Genomic DNA, 14,326 nt, shown 5'->3' on the forward strand with positions numbered 1-14,326 from the left:
GCTCGCTGCGCTTTTCCGCTATTGCGGGTATCTCCTCGCGCCCGACACGGGCCCCTTGCACATCGCGGCGGCGGTGGGCGCCAGGACCGTTTCCGTCTTCCGCGTGACCGACGGGAACCGGAACGCGCCGTACGGGCCGAAACACCGGTTCGTGCAAGCGCCGATGCCGTGCACCGCCTGCCTGCGCAAGCGGTGCGACCGGGACGCCGAGTGCCGGGAGAGCATTTCGCCGGAAGACGTGGCGAAGGAGATGGCGTCGCTCATCGGGGAGGGGCAATCCGCATGAAAAAAGTCAGCGCGATCCTGATCACGAAGAACGAGGAGAGAAACGTCGGCGAATGCCTCGCATCCCTTACGTTCGCCGACGAGGTGATCGTGGTCGACTCGGGGAGCACGGACCGCACGGAAGAGCTGTGCCGCCGGGACCCGCGCGTCCGATGGTTCACGGAGGAATGGAAGGGGTACGGGCCGCAGAAGAACAGCGCCCTCGAGAAGGCGGCGGCCCCGTGGGTCTTCAGCATCGACGCCGATGAACGGGTCACGCCCGAGCTCGCGGAGGAGATCCGCGCGCTCCATCTCCGGCATGCGCCGGAAGACGGGTTCCGGGTTTCCCGGAGGAATTTTTTCGGGGGGAAATGGGTCCGCCGCGGGGGGTGGTACCCCGATTACGTGCTTCGGCTCTGGCGCAAGGACCGGGGCCGCTTCGACGGTCGTGCCGTTCACGAGTCGGTCCTCGTGCCGGGGACCGTGGGGACGCTTTCGGGGGAACTGCTCCATTTCACCTACCGCGACACGGCCGACTTTCTCGATCGGATGAACCGCTATTCCACCCTGGCGGCGCGGGAGATGGCTCGCGCGGGGAAGCGGGTCTCGTCCCTCGACCTCCTGTTCCGTCCCGCCTTCACCTTCTTCCGGATGTTCGTCCTGAAGCGCGGTTTTCTCGACGGGGCGCTGGGATTCCGGCTCGCGGTCCTGTACGCGGCGTACACCTTCGCCAAGTACGCCAAGCTGGGGGAGACGGATGGGGGATAGCCTCGCGGGGCGGAACGTAAGGTCCATCGTCGTCTTCAAGCTGCGGCACATCGGGGATGTCCTTCTCTCCACCCCCGCGTTCCGCGCGTTGCGGCAGGCGTTCCCCGAGGCCCGGATCGCGGCCGTGGTGAACGAGGGGACGCAGGAGATGCTCTCCGGGAACCCGGACATCGACCGTCTTGTCGTGTTCCGCCGGGGGCGCAGGGATGGCGGGGGAAAGGGGCGCTTGCGGGAGGAGCTTGCCCTCCTCAGGGGCCTCCGGTCCCTCCGTCCGGATCTGGCCGTAAGCTTCACCGAGGGGGACCGCAGCGCGGTTCTCTCCCTGCTCTCCGGGGCGAAGTTCCGCGCCGGTGTCGCCCCCGCCCGCCGGGGGATGTGGGGGAAGGAGCGGCTCTACACCCACCTTTGCCCCCGCCCCGGATTGTACCGGCATCAGGCGATGAAGGATCTCGACGTGCTCGCGGCCGCGGGAATCCCCGCGGCGGACCTGCGATTGCGGCTTTTCTTCCTGGAGGAGGAGAAGGAGGGGGCGCGACGCAAGCTCTCCGGCGCGGGGGTTTCGGAAGGCGCTCCCTATGCCGTGGTCCAGCCCACGTCGCGTTGGAAGTTCAAGTGCTGGACGGAGGAGGGGATGGCCGGGATCGTGCGATACCTGGCGGAGCGGGGGATCGTACCCGTAGTGACCTCCGGGCCGGATCCTTCCGAGGTCGTCCAGGCCGAACGGATCGCGGCGTCGAGCGGTGTCCCGGCGGTTTCCCTGGCCGGGCGATTCAGCCTGAAGGAACTGGGGGCGGCCATCGCGGACGCCCGCCTCTTCCTCGGGGTGGACTCGGCGCCGATGCATATCGCCGCCGCGGTGGGGACGCCGGTCGTCGCGCTCTTCGGTCCCACGGGGGCGTTCAACTGGGCGCCCTGGGAGGGGATCGACTGGGGATACACGGCGGAGCGGCCGGCCGGGACGCGCCGGGTCGGCCGACACGTCGTCGTCCAGAAGGAAGGGGAGTGCGCCCCGTCCGGGGGGGGCGGGTGCGGGGAAACCAGGCGCAGCCCCGTCATGGAGGAGATCACGATCGAGGAGGTCGTCGAGGAAGTCGACCGGATTCTCGGAAGGAACGCCGGGAAGGCGGGTCCGGCATGCGGGTAGCGATCGCGCGATACCGGTACTCCCCCCATGGGGGAGGGGAGCGGTACCTGGACGCCATGGCGGAACGTTTGCGGGAGACCGGTGCCGATCTGCGGATCCTCTCGTCCTCATGGGAAAGGGCGGAGATGTCGGGCTCCACCTGGGTGCCGCTGCGCGTTCCGAATCGCCCCGCGCCCGTGCGTCTTTTTCTTTTCGCGCGCGCGGTCCGGCAATGGGCGCGGGCCCACCCGGACTGGCTTCTCTTTTCCTGGGAACGGTTGCCGGGGACCGAGGTGTATCGCGCGGGGGACGGGTGCCATGCCGAGTGGCTGGCAAGGAAACGGTCCTTGAGGCCGCATGCCGCCATGCTGGACCGCATGCGTCCGTTGCACCGGGCCCATCTCCTGCTGGAGCGGAAGATGTTTTCGTCGGAGAAGCTCCTTGCCGTCATCGCGAATTCGTCCCGGGGGAAGGAGGAAATCGTCAGGCATTACGGCGTGGCGGGAGAAAAAATCGTCGTCATACACAACGGGGTCGATCTCTCGCGGTTTCCGGCGTCGGAGAAGGATCAGGCGAGGGCGGCCCTTCGCGGGCGATTCGGTATCCCCGAGGAAGAGACCGTCTTCCTGTTCGTGGGGTCCGGGTTCGCCCGCAAGGGGATGGGCGCCCTGACGAATGCCGCGATCGCCCTGGCCCGCAGAAGGAAGCGGTTCCGCATTCTGGTTGTCGGGAAAGGGGATCCTCGCCCGTACCGGGAGAGAGCGGAGGCGGGGGGAGCCGGGGGGGCGTTTCTCTTTCCCGGGCCCGTGAGCGGAGCCGAAGACTTCTACCTGGGATCGGACGCATTCGTGTTCCCGACGATCTACGAGCCCTTCAGCAACGCGTGCCTCGAGGCCCTGGCCGCCGGTCTTCCGGTGATCACCACGGAGGCGAACGGCGCGGCGGAGATTTTCCGGGACGGGGATGCGGGGTTTCTCCTGGCGGATCCTTTCGACGCCGCTACGCTTGCGGACCGCATGGAGGATCTGTTGGATGGCCGCCTGCGGTCGCGGATGGGGGCTGCCGCCCGGGCGGCGGCCGAGCAAGTACCTTTGGAGAAGAAGGTGGGGGAGGTCCTCCGCGTCCTTTCCCTGGCATGGGAAAGGAAAACGGGGGTGCCGCCCGCATCGCCCTCGCCGGCCGGAGGAGAGAGGGGGGAGACGACCGGGTCATGTTGACGCTGATGCACACGGAATCCTCCCTCGCGTGGGGAGGCCAGGAAAACCGGACGCTCCAGGAATTGCGAGGCCTGTCCCGGATGGGGTACCGGGTCCTCGTCCTCTGTCCCCCGCAGGCCGAGATCGGAAGGCGCGCCGCGGCGGAAGGAATTCCGGTCCGGTTCCGCTCCATGCGGAAAAGCTATGACGTGGCCGCGGTGTCGGCGATCCGAAACGTCATACGGGACGAACAGGTCGATATCCTGAACACCCACAGCGGCAGGGACAGCCTGCTGGCGGGGTTGGCGGGGCGTTTGTCCTCCCGGCGCCCCATCATCGTCCGTACGCGCCATCTGGCGCTTCCCATCACGTCGAGGATCTCGTACCGGTATCTCCCCCATCGGGTGGTCACGGTAAGCGAATATGTCCGGCGGTATCTGATCGACGAGGGCATTCCGGCGGAGAGGGTCATGGCCGTTCCCACCGGAATCGATACGGAGCGTTTTTCCCCCGGGGCGGCGGCCGGGACGTTGCGGGAGGAGCTCAGGTTGTCCTCGCACGTGCCGCTGGTAGGGATCGTGGCGATCCTTCGAAGGAAGAAGGGGCACCATGTCCTGCTGGATGCGGTGCCCGAAATTCTCCGGGCCGTCCCGGAGGCGGTTTTCGTGATGGCGGGGAACGGTCCGCAGCGGGACAACATCGAGGGAAAGATCCGGAGCCTGGGCCTGTCGAAGAAGGTGTTCCTCCTCGGCCTGAGAAAGGATGTGCCCAACGTGATCGCCTCCCTGGACCTGTTTGTTCTGCCGACCCTGGAGGAAGCGCTGGGTACCGCTTTTCTCGAGGCGATGGCGATGGAAAAGCCGGTCGTGGGGACCCGCGTCGGAGGGGTCGGCGAAGTGATCGAGGACGGCGTAAACGGCCATCTCGTCCCCCCCGAAAACCCCGCGACCCTGGCCCGTGCGATCGTCGACATCCTTCGGGACAGGGAGAAAGGCCGGCGGATGGGAATCGAAGGACGGAAGATCGTCCAGGAGAAGTACACTGTCGAGGTGATGTGCGCGAAGATGAGTTCCCTCTACCGGTCTCTTGCCGGGGAGCTGCGCAAATGAGCCCGGTTCCGGTCCTCATGTACCATCACGTCAATCCCCACGCGGGGGATCTCGTGACGGTGACCCCCCGGGTGTTCGAGGGACAGATGCGGCATCTTCGCAGCAGGGGATACCACTCCCTTTCCCTGGATGCGCTGATGGGGTATCTGGGGGGAGCAACGGTCCCGTCAAGATCCGTCGTGATCACGTTCGACGACGGCTGGCTGGACAACTACCTGCACGCCTTCCCCGTTCTGCAACGATACGACCTCCGCGCGACGATCTTTCTCGTGACCGACCGGGTGAACCAGGCGTCCCGGGGGCGGCGGGAAGACGATGCCCCCGTTCCGACCCACCGGGAATCGAAGATGCTGGTGCGCGGGGGGAAGGCGCAACAGGTCGCGCTAAACTGGGACCATGTCCGCGAGATGGCGGCGGGGGGCCTGGTGGAGTTCCACTCCCACACGAAGTCCCACGCGAAGTGCGACACCCTCTCCGCGGGGGAGCTCGAGGAGGAGCTCGGGGGGTCCAAGGAGGAGATCGAGCGGAGGACGGGACGGCCGTGCCCGTTCGTATGCTGGCCCCACGGAAGTGGAAGCGACGCCGCGATCGAAACGGCGAAGAGGCTGGGATACCGGGGGGCCTTCACCACGAAGCCCGGTGTCGTGGAGCCCGGCTCCGACCCGTTCGACATCCGCAGGATCGTCGTCAAGGACGATGTCGGGTGGTTCGAGAAACGGATGGCCGTGTACACGAGCGCGACCCTGTCGAAACTGTACCTCAAGGTGAAAAAGGCATGAGGGATCATACCTCCCGTGGGGAAACAAGCGCGAGATGAGGGTCGTCTATTCCATCCCGACGCGCATCGGTGCAAGTGGCCTCGGGGGCAACAGTTTTGAGGCGCTGAAGGGGATTTACGCCCGGGGGTACCTCGAGAGAGTGGTGGCGTACGGGAACCGACAGCAGGAGATCCCGGCGCGCTATATAAGGCCCATGCGGTTTTATGCGGCGAAGATCTTCTCCAACCTTCCCGCACGATACTACTATCCGGCCAAGATGAAATCCCTGGACAGGCTGACGGTCCGTGTCCTCCGGAAGGGGGCCGACCTGTTCCACGGATGGTCCGGCAGTTCCCTCCGCTCCCTTCGATATTGCCGGGAGAGGGGCATCGTCTCGTTCATGGAGAATCCCGCCCCGCATTTCCGGTACACCGAGGAGATCATGAACCGGGAGTACGACGAGCTCGGGATCCGCTGGAAGAAGGACCCCGAGGTGTTCGCGCGGTTTTTCGGGTTCGGTCCCGACTATCTCCAGGAGGAGTACGATTCGGCCCAATACCTGATCCTCGAATCGGACTTCACGCGCGACACATTTCGGACGAACGGAATCGGGGAGGAAAAACTGCTTGTGGTTCCCAGTGGTGTGGACACAAACCGGTTCGTTCCTCCTCCGAGGCGGGAAGCGGGACCGTTCCGGGCGATATTCGTCGGGGCGATCGGAGTCCGAAAGGGAGTCCGGTACCTGCTGGAGGCGTGGAAGAACCTGAAGCTCGCGAGCGCGGAACTGCTCCTGGTGGGTATCGTCCAGGACGACATGCGGCCCGTACTGGAGAGGTACGTGAAAAGCGACCCAAGCATCCGGATGGCGGGGTTTGTGGGCGATCTCGTCAGGCTCTACCAGGATGCCTCGGTGTTCATCTTCCCTTCTCTCTCCGAGGGGAGCGCGAAGGTCACGTACGAGGCCATGGCGTGCGGCCTCCCGATGATCGTCACCCCGAACGCGGGTTCGGTCGTCCGCGACGGAGAGGACGGGTACATCGTCCCCGTGAGGGACAATGCCTTGCTGGGGGAGAAGATCCTCCGCCTGTACGAAAATCCGGGACTCCGGGAGGAGATGGGCCGGCGGGCGAGGAACCATATCGAATCCTACACGTGGGATGCCCACAGGAAATTGCTGATCGAGACCTACGAAAAGGCCTATTCCGATGCTCACTCCGGATGAGAACCCGCAGGAAAACGTCGCAAGGGACGGCGGATCGCCCGCCTCCCGGAAGACCGGTGAATACGGGAGTCGGGGGGATTACCATCGGGACATCTCCCCGGATTGGTCGTACTATCCCCTGTACCTCTCCAAGAAGAAGTTCGTGCTCGATTTCATTTCCGCCTATCCCCGGGAGACCTCGATCGTCGACGTGGGGTGCGGGGAGGGCGTGTTCGTCGAGGAACTGGCGAAACGAGGATACGTCCGCGTCCTGGGTGTGGACGACAACTACTCCTCCGACATCGTGGTCCGCGGAAGCGTGCTCGCCCTTCCCATCGAGGACGAACGGTACGACGTGGCGTTTTTCCTCGACGTGATCGAGCATATCCCGATCGAGAGGCAGGCCGATGCGATCCGGGAACTCCTCCGGGTCCTGAAACCCGGGGGATCCCTCGTCATCTCCATCCCCAACCTGGCCCACCTGGCCTCCCGGGTCCGCTTCCTCCTGAAAGGCAAGTTCGTCCGGACGGCCTCCGTGGAGAAACATCCGGGAGACCGGCCGATCGCCGAATATATGAAAATGCTGGAGGAGGGCGGATTCCTCCTCGCGGAGAGGAAAGGGTTTTTTCCCACGGTGCCGGTGCTCTACAAGCTCGTCCAGAGAAAACCGTCCCGGTATCTGTGGCTGTATGATCTCCTGAATCGGCTCCTCCCGAACGCGAACTGGTGTTTCCTCAACATCCTGGTCTGCAGGAAAGGCGGAGGTCGGGCCGCGTGAAAATCGCACTGTACGAGATGACCGTCACGGTCAGCTACGGCGGCATCCAGACTTCCTACTGGGAAACGGCCAAACGTCTCGCCTCGCGGGGGCACGAGGTCCACATGTACGGGGGGGAAGGAGGCATCCGGTGGGAGATGCCGGAAGGGGTGCGGATTCTCACCTTCCCCTTTGTCGCTAGAAACCGGTTCCCGGACCTCGGGTCGAGGTTCCGGAAATTCTCCGAGAGGCTGTCCTTCGCCCGAAGCGCTCTCGCCCCGCTGATCGACAACCGGTATGACGTTCTCTACATACGGAAATCGTTCGAAATGCCGGTTACGGCCTATGTGCGGAGGAAGACGGGCGCGAAGGTGGTCTTCCGCAGCGGGGGGACGGAGTTCTACCCGGGCTACGGATATTTCGCGCGGCGTCTCGACGCGTTCCTCGCCTGCAGCCGGCACAACGCCATGCAGCTGCGGCGGTACTGCGGACGGGAACCGGAGGTTCTCCACAACGGGGTGGACACGGAAAGATTTTCGCCGCGGAAAAAATCGGGGCAGATGATGGGCCGCCTCGGCCTTCGGGACGACGATTTCATCGTGATGACCGTGGGCAGACTCGTCGGGTGGAAGGGGGTCCAGGTCGGCATTGAGGCGCTTTCGCGTCTGACCGAAAAGAAAGTCCGGTACGTCATCGTGGGGGACGGGGAGTACAGGGCGGAGCTGGACCGGAGAGCAAGGGCGGAATCGGTGGAAGACAGGGTGATCTTCACCGGGGCCGTGGACACGAAGGAGATGCCCGATATCTATTCCGTGGCCGACGTCGTACTTTTCCCCACGATCGGGGACGACGACGCCTTCCCCAACACTCTTTGCGAGGCGATGGCCTGCGGCAAGCCCGCGATCGGTACTCGCAAGGGCGGGATTCCGGAGGGGATCGAGGAGCGAGAAACGGGTTTTGTCGTGCCCGCCCGGGACGCCTATGCAATCGTGGAGGCACTGAAGGTCTTGATTTGCGACCCGACGCTCAGGGAGTCCATGGGAACCTGCGCCCGCGCCCGGTCCGTGGAGCATTTCTCTTGGGACGTAATCGTCGAGCGGCTCGAGGAAATTTTCCATGGGCTCCGGAAATAAATTCTCCTGTTACCTCTGCAGGGGGGACGTCAAGGTGCCCGTGATCGCCATAGGCATGTACGCGGTCTCGCGGTGCCCCGCCTGCGGGCTCGGGTTCCTCGATCCGCCCTTGCCGGAGGGCGGGATTTCGTACGAAGAGGATTTCTACGCCGAACAGGGTGCGATCAAGGACCCGTCGGATGGGATCCGGGAAAACGTCCCGCGGGTGAAATTCGTCCGCCGGTTCAAGAAAACCGGCGATCTCCTCGACGTCGGGTGCGGACTCGGATTCTTTCTGGAAGCTGCCCGAGGGGAAGGGTTCTCCGTGGCCGGTTTGGAATGGTCCCGATGGGCCACGGATTACATCCAGGGGCATTTCGGCATCCCGGTCCTGCCGGCCCCCGTAGAGACGGTTTCCCTCGAGGATAATTCCCAGGACGTATGTACCCTATGGCAGGTGATCGAACATCTTCCTGACCCCTTGGCGGTGCTCGGTAGAATCCGGGGTCTTCTGCGGAGCAAGGGGATCCTTGTGATGGAGACGAGAAACTCAACGGGGTACGACGCGAGAGCACTCGGTCCGAAGTGGGGCGGGTGGACCCTGCCGCATCATCTCTGGCACTTCGATCCCCGGAGCCTGCGGCTCCTTGTCGAAAAATCCGGATTCCGGGTCGTCCAGGTCAAGCTCCACTATTCCGACGCTGTCAAGAAAAGGATGCGGAAGATACCCGTTCTGAGCCTGCTGAGAAACCCGGTATCGAGCTTATTTCCGGGAAGTAACATCACGATCGTAGGAGAAAAAAGCGGGTCGGCAGGATGACGGCGACGGAGGGTATTCCGGAAACAGCATCTTTCGAGCACATGCAGGGGGAAGAATGCATCCAATTCGAGAGAAGGAGTCGATATGCAGAAAAGGTTGCTTGATCTTCTCGTCTGCCCCGAGGACAGAAACCCGCTGCAGCTCATGAACCCGGAGTACGTCTCCGAGGAAATCAAGACGGGAACGCTTGTGTGTGCTTCGTGTGGCAATAGTTTCCCGGTAGTTCATTTCATTCCCCGCTTCGTGGAGAAGGACAATTACGCTGAGATCTTTGGGTTCCAGTGGAAAACATTCCGGACGGTACAGATCGACAGCGTAAAGTCCCAGGGCTCTCTGGAAACGTTCATAAAAAAAACCGCGTTCAGCGAGGATTTCCTCCGGGGGAAGCTTGTCCTGGACGTCGGAGTGGGAGCGGGACGATATGCGGACATCGCTTCCCGATGGGGAGCGGAGGTTGTCGGGATCGACTTGAGTACCGCTGTGGAAGCGGCCCGGCTGAATCTGCAGAGCCGGCCGAACGTCCACCTGGTCCAGGCGGATCTTTTCCGCCTTCCTTTCCGGGAGGAGTCATTCGACGTTCTGTATTCCATCGGCGTCCTGCACCACACGCCGATTACGGAAACGGCGTTCCGGGCAATTATCCCTTGCCTGAAAAAGGGCGGGACCATCGCTATCTGGTTGTACGAACGGTGGACGCATAGCCGGCGCATGAGCCTGAGCGCGCTGGCGGCGGTTCGAAAGGTCACGACGCGACTCCCGCCGACAATGCTCTACTGCCTCTCCTCCCTGGCGATCGTCCTGTATTACGTATACAAGATTCCCTTCCTCCGGTCGTTTCAGAGATACCTCCCGATCAGCCGGAACAGCAACTGGAAATGGAGGTGGCTCGACACGTTCGATCTCTATCATCCCAAGTACCAGTGGTTCCACACATACCCAGAAGTGCATCGGTGGTTCCGCGGTGATTTCGCTGACATCCAACTGCTCGATGAGCCGCTGAGCATGCGGGCGACGAAATAGGAGGGCCCGGAGGATCGGTGGGGAGGGAAGAAGGTGGGGTGTGATGGATCCCGATAAATCGAAGGAAATCCTGAAAATCCTGTATACGCAAAGCAAGCCGTATCATGACCTCATCGCCAAAAGCGAGGATAGCGGCTTTACCTACGATGACTTCTTGGCCGGGATCATCGGGAAGTGCATGCCCGAATATGGCGAAACGATCCGTTTGCTCGACGTCGCCTCCGGCACCGGTCATTACCTCAAGGCGGCCAGGGAGAGCGGAGCGTTCTCCTGCGGCGTGGACCTTTCCCTCTATGCCTGCCGGATGGCGAGGGAAAGGGACCTTTCCGTCTTCCAGGCCGATGCGGAATGCCTTCCATTCAAAAACGACGCATTCGACGTGGTGGTCTGCCTCCAACTCCTGGAGCACACGATTTACCCGGAAAAGGTGATCGCCGAGATCAGCCGCGTGCTGAGGCCTGGTGGCTCCCTGTTTCTCTCTGCGCCGAATATGCTGGGAAGCAACCGTCTCAGCCGGTCGCTCAGGGGAATCAAATGGTTTTTTTCCGGTAGGGTCAAGGATCTGAAGACGCTCCCCGAAGGGATCGTGGAGGAGTGGGAGCGGGCCGTGGAGCCCTCCTCCGTAAACGACATGGACGCCTGCAACCGGTCCAACGTCTTTCAGGCGTTCAACCTCTTGAGGATGAACGACCTGCGCGTGGAACACGTCGACACGTTGCGGCACCCCCTCAAGTACAGTCCTCGGCAGTACGCGTGGGCGAAAGCGGGTCAGAGAATCCCGCTGATCAAGTACACTGGCATCAATTTCAAGATTATTGCCAGGAAACGGTGATGTGCGGGATTCTCGGCTACTCCCTCGATCCCTCCGACGACGCCCGGGGCCTGGATCCGGCGACCGGCCTGGACACGCTGGGAAGGCGCGGCCCGGACGGCAGGGGGCGTTATGCCGAGGAGCGCGTCTGGCTCGGCCACACCCGGCTCTCCATCATCGACCTGTCCACTGGCGACCAGCCGATGGCGAACGAGGACGGTTCCCTGCAGATCGTTTTCAACGGGGAGATCTACAACTATGTCGAACTCCGGAAGGAACTGATCGACAAGGGGCATAGATTCGGGACGACGAGTGACACGGAGGTCATCCTCCACCTGTACGAGGAGCACGGCTCGGGCTGCCTCGCCCACTTGAGGGGAATGTTCGCCTTCGCCCTCTGGGACCGGCGACAGGGGATCCTGTTTCTGGCGCGGGACCGGATGGGGGTCAAGCCCCTTGTCTACCACGAGGGGCCGAGGGGGTTCTCCTTCGCTTCGGAGATCCAGGCGCTGTTCGCCCTGGACCGGGAGATCCCGAGGGAATGCGACCTTCCCGCCCTCGACCATTACCTGACCCTCCAGTACATCCCTTCCCCCATGACGGCGTTTCGGGCGGTGCGAAAGCTTTCCCCGGCGCACTACCTGATCGTCAAGGACGGCAGGATCCGAAGCGTGAACCGCTATTGGGATATTCCGTACGATCGCCTCGATCCGCGCCTTTCCTTCCCCGATGCCTGCGAGCGGATGAGGGAGATCTTCCTGGAGGCGACCCGGATCCGGCTGCGCAGCGACGTTCCCTTCGGCGCCTTTCTCAGTGGAGGGATCGACTCGAGCATCGTCGTCGCCGCGATGAGCAGAATTCTCGGGGAACCGGTCAGGACGTTCTCGGTCGGCTTCGGGGTCAAGGGGTACGATGAACTCGGGCGGGCGAAGGAGGTTGCCCTTGCCTGCGCGACCGAACACACGGAGTTCCGTGTGGAGGCGAACGTCCTCGAGGTGATCCCGGAGGCGATCCGGGCATTCGGCGAACCGTTCGGTGACTCCTCGATCATCCCGACGTATTACCTATCGAAGATGACTTCGAAACACGTCAAGGTAGCCTTGACCGGCGATGGCGGGGACGAGACGTTCGCCGGGTACAAGCGTTTCCGGCAGCTGATGTTTATCGAGCGCCTGGAGAGACTCCGGCTCCTGGGAGCCTGGAAAGCGGTTCGCCGCCTGGGATTGTGGTCGGAACGGATGGTCAATCCGCGGCGTCGTGACAAGGCGTTCCCGCTGACGAGGGAGGACAAGGCGCTGTTCCTTGCGGGGGTGGAGCGGTACGCCGGTTTCGTCTCGCTGTACAACGCAGCGGACAAGGAGGCCCTGTACGGCCCCTTGCTGCGGGAAACCCGCGGCGATGTCGCGGGATACTGGAAAGACCGGTCCGGGGACACCGAGGGCCTGAGCCGGTATCTCTATAGGGAGCAGACCGGCTTCCTTCCGGAAGACGTCCTCTGCAAGGTGGACATCTGCAGCATGCTGAATTCGCTGGAGTGCCGCTCCCCCCTGCTCGACCATGTGCTGGTCGAATTCGCGGCTTCCCTGCCCGGGGAGTACAAATTGCGGGGGAAGGAGGGCAAGTTCATCTTCCGCAAGACGTTCGGGGACTGGTTCCGGCCGGGTTTCTTCGACGCCCCCAAGGTCGGTTTCGCCGCGCCCACGCATGTCTGGCTGAAAGGGGAACTCGGGGACTTGTGCAGAAACGAGATCCTGACAAGCAGGCCCCTGGGCAGACTGCTTAAAAGGGACGCGGTTGTTGAACTGTTTCACGACGTCGAATCGAACCACAAGAAGATCTGGAACCTCTTCATGCTGTCCCAATGGTTTCCGGCGTTCCGCGTGGACATATGACGGTCCTGTACCCCGTCCCCGAGCCGCTCCCCGGCAAGAGCGCGCGCTTCATCCAGATCGTGCATACATGCCACGCCCTGGCGCGGGCGGGATGTGCGGTCCGCCTCATGACGGGACTTCGCCCGGGAATCGGAGAGGAGGAGCTGTTCCGCCATTACGGGCTGGAACCGGTCGAGGGCCTTGCCGTCGTCCGGCTCCCCGTTCTTCGGGGGGCCGTCTCCTGGAACGCTCCCTTCCACCTGTCGTTCCTGATGCACGCGAGGAAACGGGAGGGAGCCGTCATCTTCGCGCGGTACCTGAAGCTTGCCCATTTCCTGATCCGGACCCGACGGGTGCACCGCCTCCCCGTGGTGTTCGAGGCGCACGAGATCTTCCACCGGACCACAGAGAATCCGGGGAAGGCCGGGACTCTCCAGGAGATGGAATCCCTGGTCTACCGGGAATCCGACGCGGTCATCGCCATCACCTCCGCCCTGGGGGAGGAGATTGCGTCCCTTTTCGGCAGGCAGGTGGAGAAGGTCATCCCCGACGGCGTCCGGGCGGATTTCCTTGCCGTCCCCCGTTCCGGGAGAGGAACCGGCATTCTCTACCTCGGACAACTCTACCCGTGGAAGGGGGTGGATGTTCTCATCCGGGCGCTCCGGTTTCTGGAAGGGGAAAGAGTTACGATCGTGGGGGGAGAGGGGGAACGGGCGCGGGATCTCGAACGGCTCGCCGTGGAGGAGGGGGTGGCCGGGCGGGTCGAGTTCCGGGGGACGGTTCCCCACGCCGAGGTGAGGAAGTTCCTGGAGGAGGCACGGGTCGCCGTTCTTCCCAACCTGGCCGGCGGTGTCTCCCGGTTCACCTCCCCCCTGAAGCTTTTCGAGTACATGGCTGCCGGCGTCCCCGTCGTGGCCTCGGACCTCCCCGCCTTCCGGGAGGTGCTCCGGGACGGGGAAAACGCGGTCCTCGTTCCCCCCGGCGACCCCGAAGCCCTGGCGGCGGGAATCGGCCGGGTCCTGGAGGATGAAGCGCTTGCGTCCCGGATCGCGGCACGGGCCCGGGAGGAGGCCGCAGAGTACACGTGGGATCGCCGCGCAGGGAAGATCCGCGAGGTTCTGGAGAATCTCCGGCGATGAGCGGACCCGGGCGGATGGCGGCGATACGGGGAATCCCCTTCGCGCCTCACCCTCCGACAGGGGCCAGCACCTCTTCCGTCGCCTCCCGTAGCATCTCTTCGTACTTCGCCAGATCCGGCGCCTCGCTGCCGTCCAGAAAGCCCATCGCCCGGCCACGCTGCCCACGGGGGACACTCCCACGGGGGACACTCTTGGCTTTGCCGTTTTTCGTCCCGCAAGAGTGTCTCCCCCCACTTCCGCAAGAGTGTCCCCCCCCTTCCGTCAGCAGGTACCGGATCTTCGAGCCGGGGCGCAGCGTCACACCCCGGCCGCACAGTTCCCGGGTGACCTCCGCGGCTGCGGTGCGGGCGACGTACCGTTCGGGCGCCTTGGACAGG

Annotated in this window: 15 protein-coding genes; 14 read left to right on the forward strand and 1 reads right to left on the reverse strand. The window is 63.7% G+C overall.

The window, feature by feature from the left end; all coding sequences use genetic code 11:
* The 14 genes from VJ307_00345 to VJ307_00410 all read left to right on the forward strand — a co-directional run.
* The coding region (locus tag VJ307_00345) for a glycosyltransferase family 9 protein (GenBank protein ID HJX72573.1) at positions 1-286 on the forward strand (286 nt) is incomplete at its 5' end.
* Complete coding sequence (locus VJ307_00350; GenBank protein HJX72574.1) at positions 283-1,032, forward strand: glycosyltransferase family 2 protein; 750 nt, start codon at positions 283-285, stop codon at positions 1,030-1,032. The genes VJ307_00345 and VJ307_00350, both read left to right, overlap by 4 nt.
* Complete coding sequence (gene rfaQ, locus VJ307_00355) at positions 1,022-2,176, forward strand: putative lipopolysaccharide heptosyltransferase III (protein HJX72575.1); 1,155 nt, start codon at positions 1,022-1,024, stop codon at positions 2,174-2,176. Before VJ307_00350 ends, rfaQ begins: the two co-directional genes overlap by 11 nt.
* Positions 2,167-3,372: a glycosyltransferase family 4 protein gene (locus VJ307_00360; GenBank protein ID HJX72576.1), complete on the forward strand. Its 1,206-nt coding sequence runs from the start codon at positions 2,167-2,169 to the stop codon at positions 3,370-3,372. The genes rfaQ and VJ307_00360 overlap by 10 nt, the downstream gene beginning before the upstream one ends.
* Positions 3,366-4,460: a glycosyltransferase family 4 protein gene (locus tag VJ307_00365; protein ID HJX72577.1), complete on the forward strand. Its 1,095-nt coding sequence runs from the start codon at positions 3,366-3,368 to the stop codon at positions 4,458-4,460. Before VJ307_00360 ends, VJ307_00365 begins: the two co-directional genes overlap by 7 nt.
* The gene (locus VJ307_00370; protein ID HJX72578.1) at positions 4,457-5,239 is read left to right on the forward strand and encodes a polysaccharide deacetylase family protein; all 783 of its coding nucleotides are present in this window, start codon (positions 4,457-4,459) and stop codon (positions 5,237-5,239) included. Before VJ307_00365 ends, VJ307_00370 begins: the two co-directional genes overlap by 4 nt.
* A 34-nt stretch (positions 5,240-5,273) precedes the next feature.
* A complete protein-coding gene (locus tag VJ307_00375; protein HJX72579.1) occupies positions 5,274-6,440 on the forward strand; it encodes a glycosyltransferase family 4 protein in 1,167 nt (388 codons plus the stop codon).
* Positions 6,424-7,197 (forward strand): class I SAM-dependent methyltransferase, encoded by a 774-nt coding sequence (locus VJ307_00380; GenBank protein ID HJX72580.1) that lies wholly within the window; start codon positions 6,424-6,426, stop codon positions 7,195-7,197. Before VJ307_00375 ends, VJ307_00380 begins: the two co-directional genes overlap by 17 nt.
* Positions 7,194-8,309 carry a glycosyltransferase family 4 protein gene (locus tag VJ307_00385; GenBank protein ID HJX72581.1) on the forward strand — a complete coding sequence of 372 codons (1,116 nt, stop codon included), beginning with the start codon at positions 7,194-7,196 and terminating at the stop codon, positions 8,307-8,309. The genes VJ307_00380 and VJ307_00385 overlap by 4 nt, the downstream gene beginning before the upstream one ends.
* Positions 8,293-9,108, forward strand: a complete 816-nt coding sequence (locus VJ307_00390) for a class I SAM-dependent methyltransferase (GenBank protein HJX72582.1) — start codon at positions 8,293-8,295, stop codon at positions 9,106-9,108. The genes VJ307_00385 and VJ307_00390 overlap by 17 nt, the downstream gene beginning before the upstream one ends.
* Before the next feature lie 84 nt (positions 9,109-9,192).
* The gene (locus VJ307_00395; GenBank protein HJX72583.1) at positions 9,193-10,128 is read left to right on the forward strand and encodes a methyltransferase domain-containing protein; all 936 of its coding nucleotides are present in this window, start codon (positions 9,193-9,195) and stop codon (positions 10,126-10,128) included.
* Positions 10,129-10,171: 43 nt separating this feature from the next.
* A complete protein-coding gene (locus VJ307_00400) occupies positions 10,172-10,960 on the forward strand; it encodes a methyltransferase domain-containing protein (protein ID HJX72584.1) in 789 nt (262 codons plus the stop codon).
* Entirely contained in the window at positions 10,960-12,831 is a 1,872-nt protein-coding gene (gene asnB, locus VJ307_00405) for an asparagine synthase (glutamine-hydrolyzing) (protein HJX72585.1), read from the forward strand. The genes VJ307_00400 and asnB overlap by 1 nt, the downstream gene beginning before the upstream one ends.
* On the forward strand, positions 12,828-13,949 hold the full coding sequence (locus VJ307_00410; protein HJX72586.1) for a glycosyltransferase family 4 protein: 1,122 nt from the start codon (positions 12,828-12,830) through the stop codon (positions 13,947-13,949). The genes asnB and VJ307_00410 overlap by 4 nt, the downstream gene beginning before the upstream one ends.
* A gap of 46 nt (positions 13,950-13,995) precedes the next feature.
* Here the strand turns inward: VJ307_00410 and VJ307_00415 are convergent.
* Positions 13,996-14,326: hypothetical protein (locus VJ307_00415; GenBank protein ID HJX72587.1), on the reverse strand; the 331-nt coding region annotated here is incomplete at its 5' end.

The sequence above is a fragment of the Candidatus Deferrimicrobiaceae bacterium genome (genome assembly GCA_035256765.1).
Taxonomy (GTDB): domain Bacteria; phylum Desulfobacterota; class Deferrimicrobia; order Deferrimicrobiales; family Deferrimicrobiaceae; genus CSP1-8.

Excerpts from the sequence above, each read along its gene's own strand:
- asnB (HJX72585.1), top strand. The coding sequence starts at position 10,960 with ATGTGCGGGATTCTCGGCTACTCCCTCGATCCCTCCGACGACGCCCGG.
- VJ307_00410 (HJX72586.1), top strand. The coding sequence starts at position 12,828 with ATGACGGTCCTGTACCCCGTCCCCGAGCCGCTCCCCGGCAAGAGCGCG.
- VJ307_00360 (HJX72576.1), top strand. The coding sequence starts at position 2,167 with ATGCGGGTAGCGATCGCGCGATACCGGTACTCCCCCCATGGGGGAGGG.
- VJ307_00365 (HJX72577.1), top strand. The coding sequence starts at position 3,366 with ATGTTGACGCTGATGCACACGGAATCCTCCCTCGCGTGGGGAGGCCAG.
- VJ307_00370 (HJX72578.1), top strand. The coding sequence starts at position 4,457 with ATGAGCCCGGTTCCGGTCCTCATGTACCATCACGTCAATCCCCACGCG.
- VJ307_00375 (HJX72579.1), top strand. The coding sequence starts at position 5,274 with ATGAGGGTCGTCTATTCCATCCCGACGCGCATCGGTGCAAGTGGCCTC.
- VJ307_00390 (HJX72582.1), top strand. The coding sequence starts at position 8,293 with ATGGGCTCCGGAAATAAATTCTCCTGTTACCTCTGCAGGGGGGACGTC.
- VJ307_00400 (HJX72584.1), top strand. The coding sequence starts at position 10,172 with ATGGATCCCGATAAATCGAAGGAAATCCTGAAAATCCTGTATACGCAA.
- rfaQ (HJX72575.1), top strand. The coding sequence starts at position 1,022 with ATGGGGGATAGCCTCGCGGGGCGGAACGTAAGGTCCATCGTCGTCTTC.
- VJ307_00395 (HJX72583.1), top strand. The coding sequence starts at position 9,193 with ATGCAGAAAAGGTTGCTTGATCTTCTCGTCTGCCCCGAGGACAGAAAC.
- VJ307_00380 (HJX72580.1), top strand. The coding sequence starts at position 6,424 with ATGCTCACTCCGGATGAGAACCCGCAGGAAAACGTCGCAAGGGACGGC.
- VJ307_00350 (HJX72574.1), top strand. The coding sequence starts at position 283 with ATGAAAAAAGTCAGCGCGATCCTGATCACGAAGAACGAGGAGAGAAAC.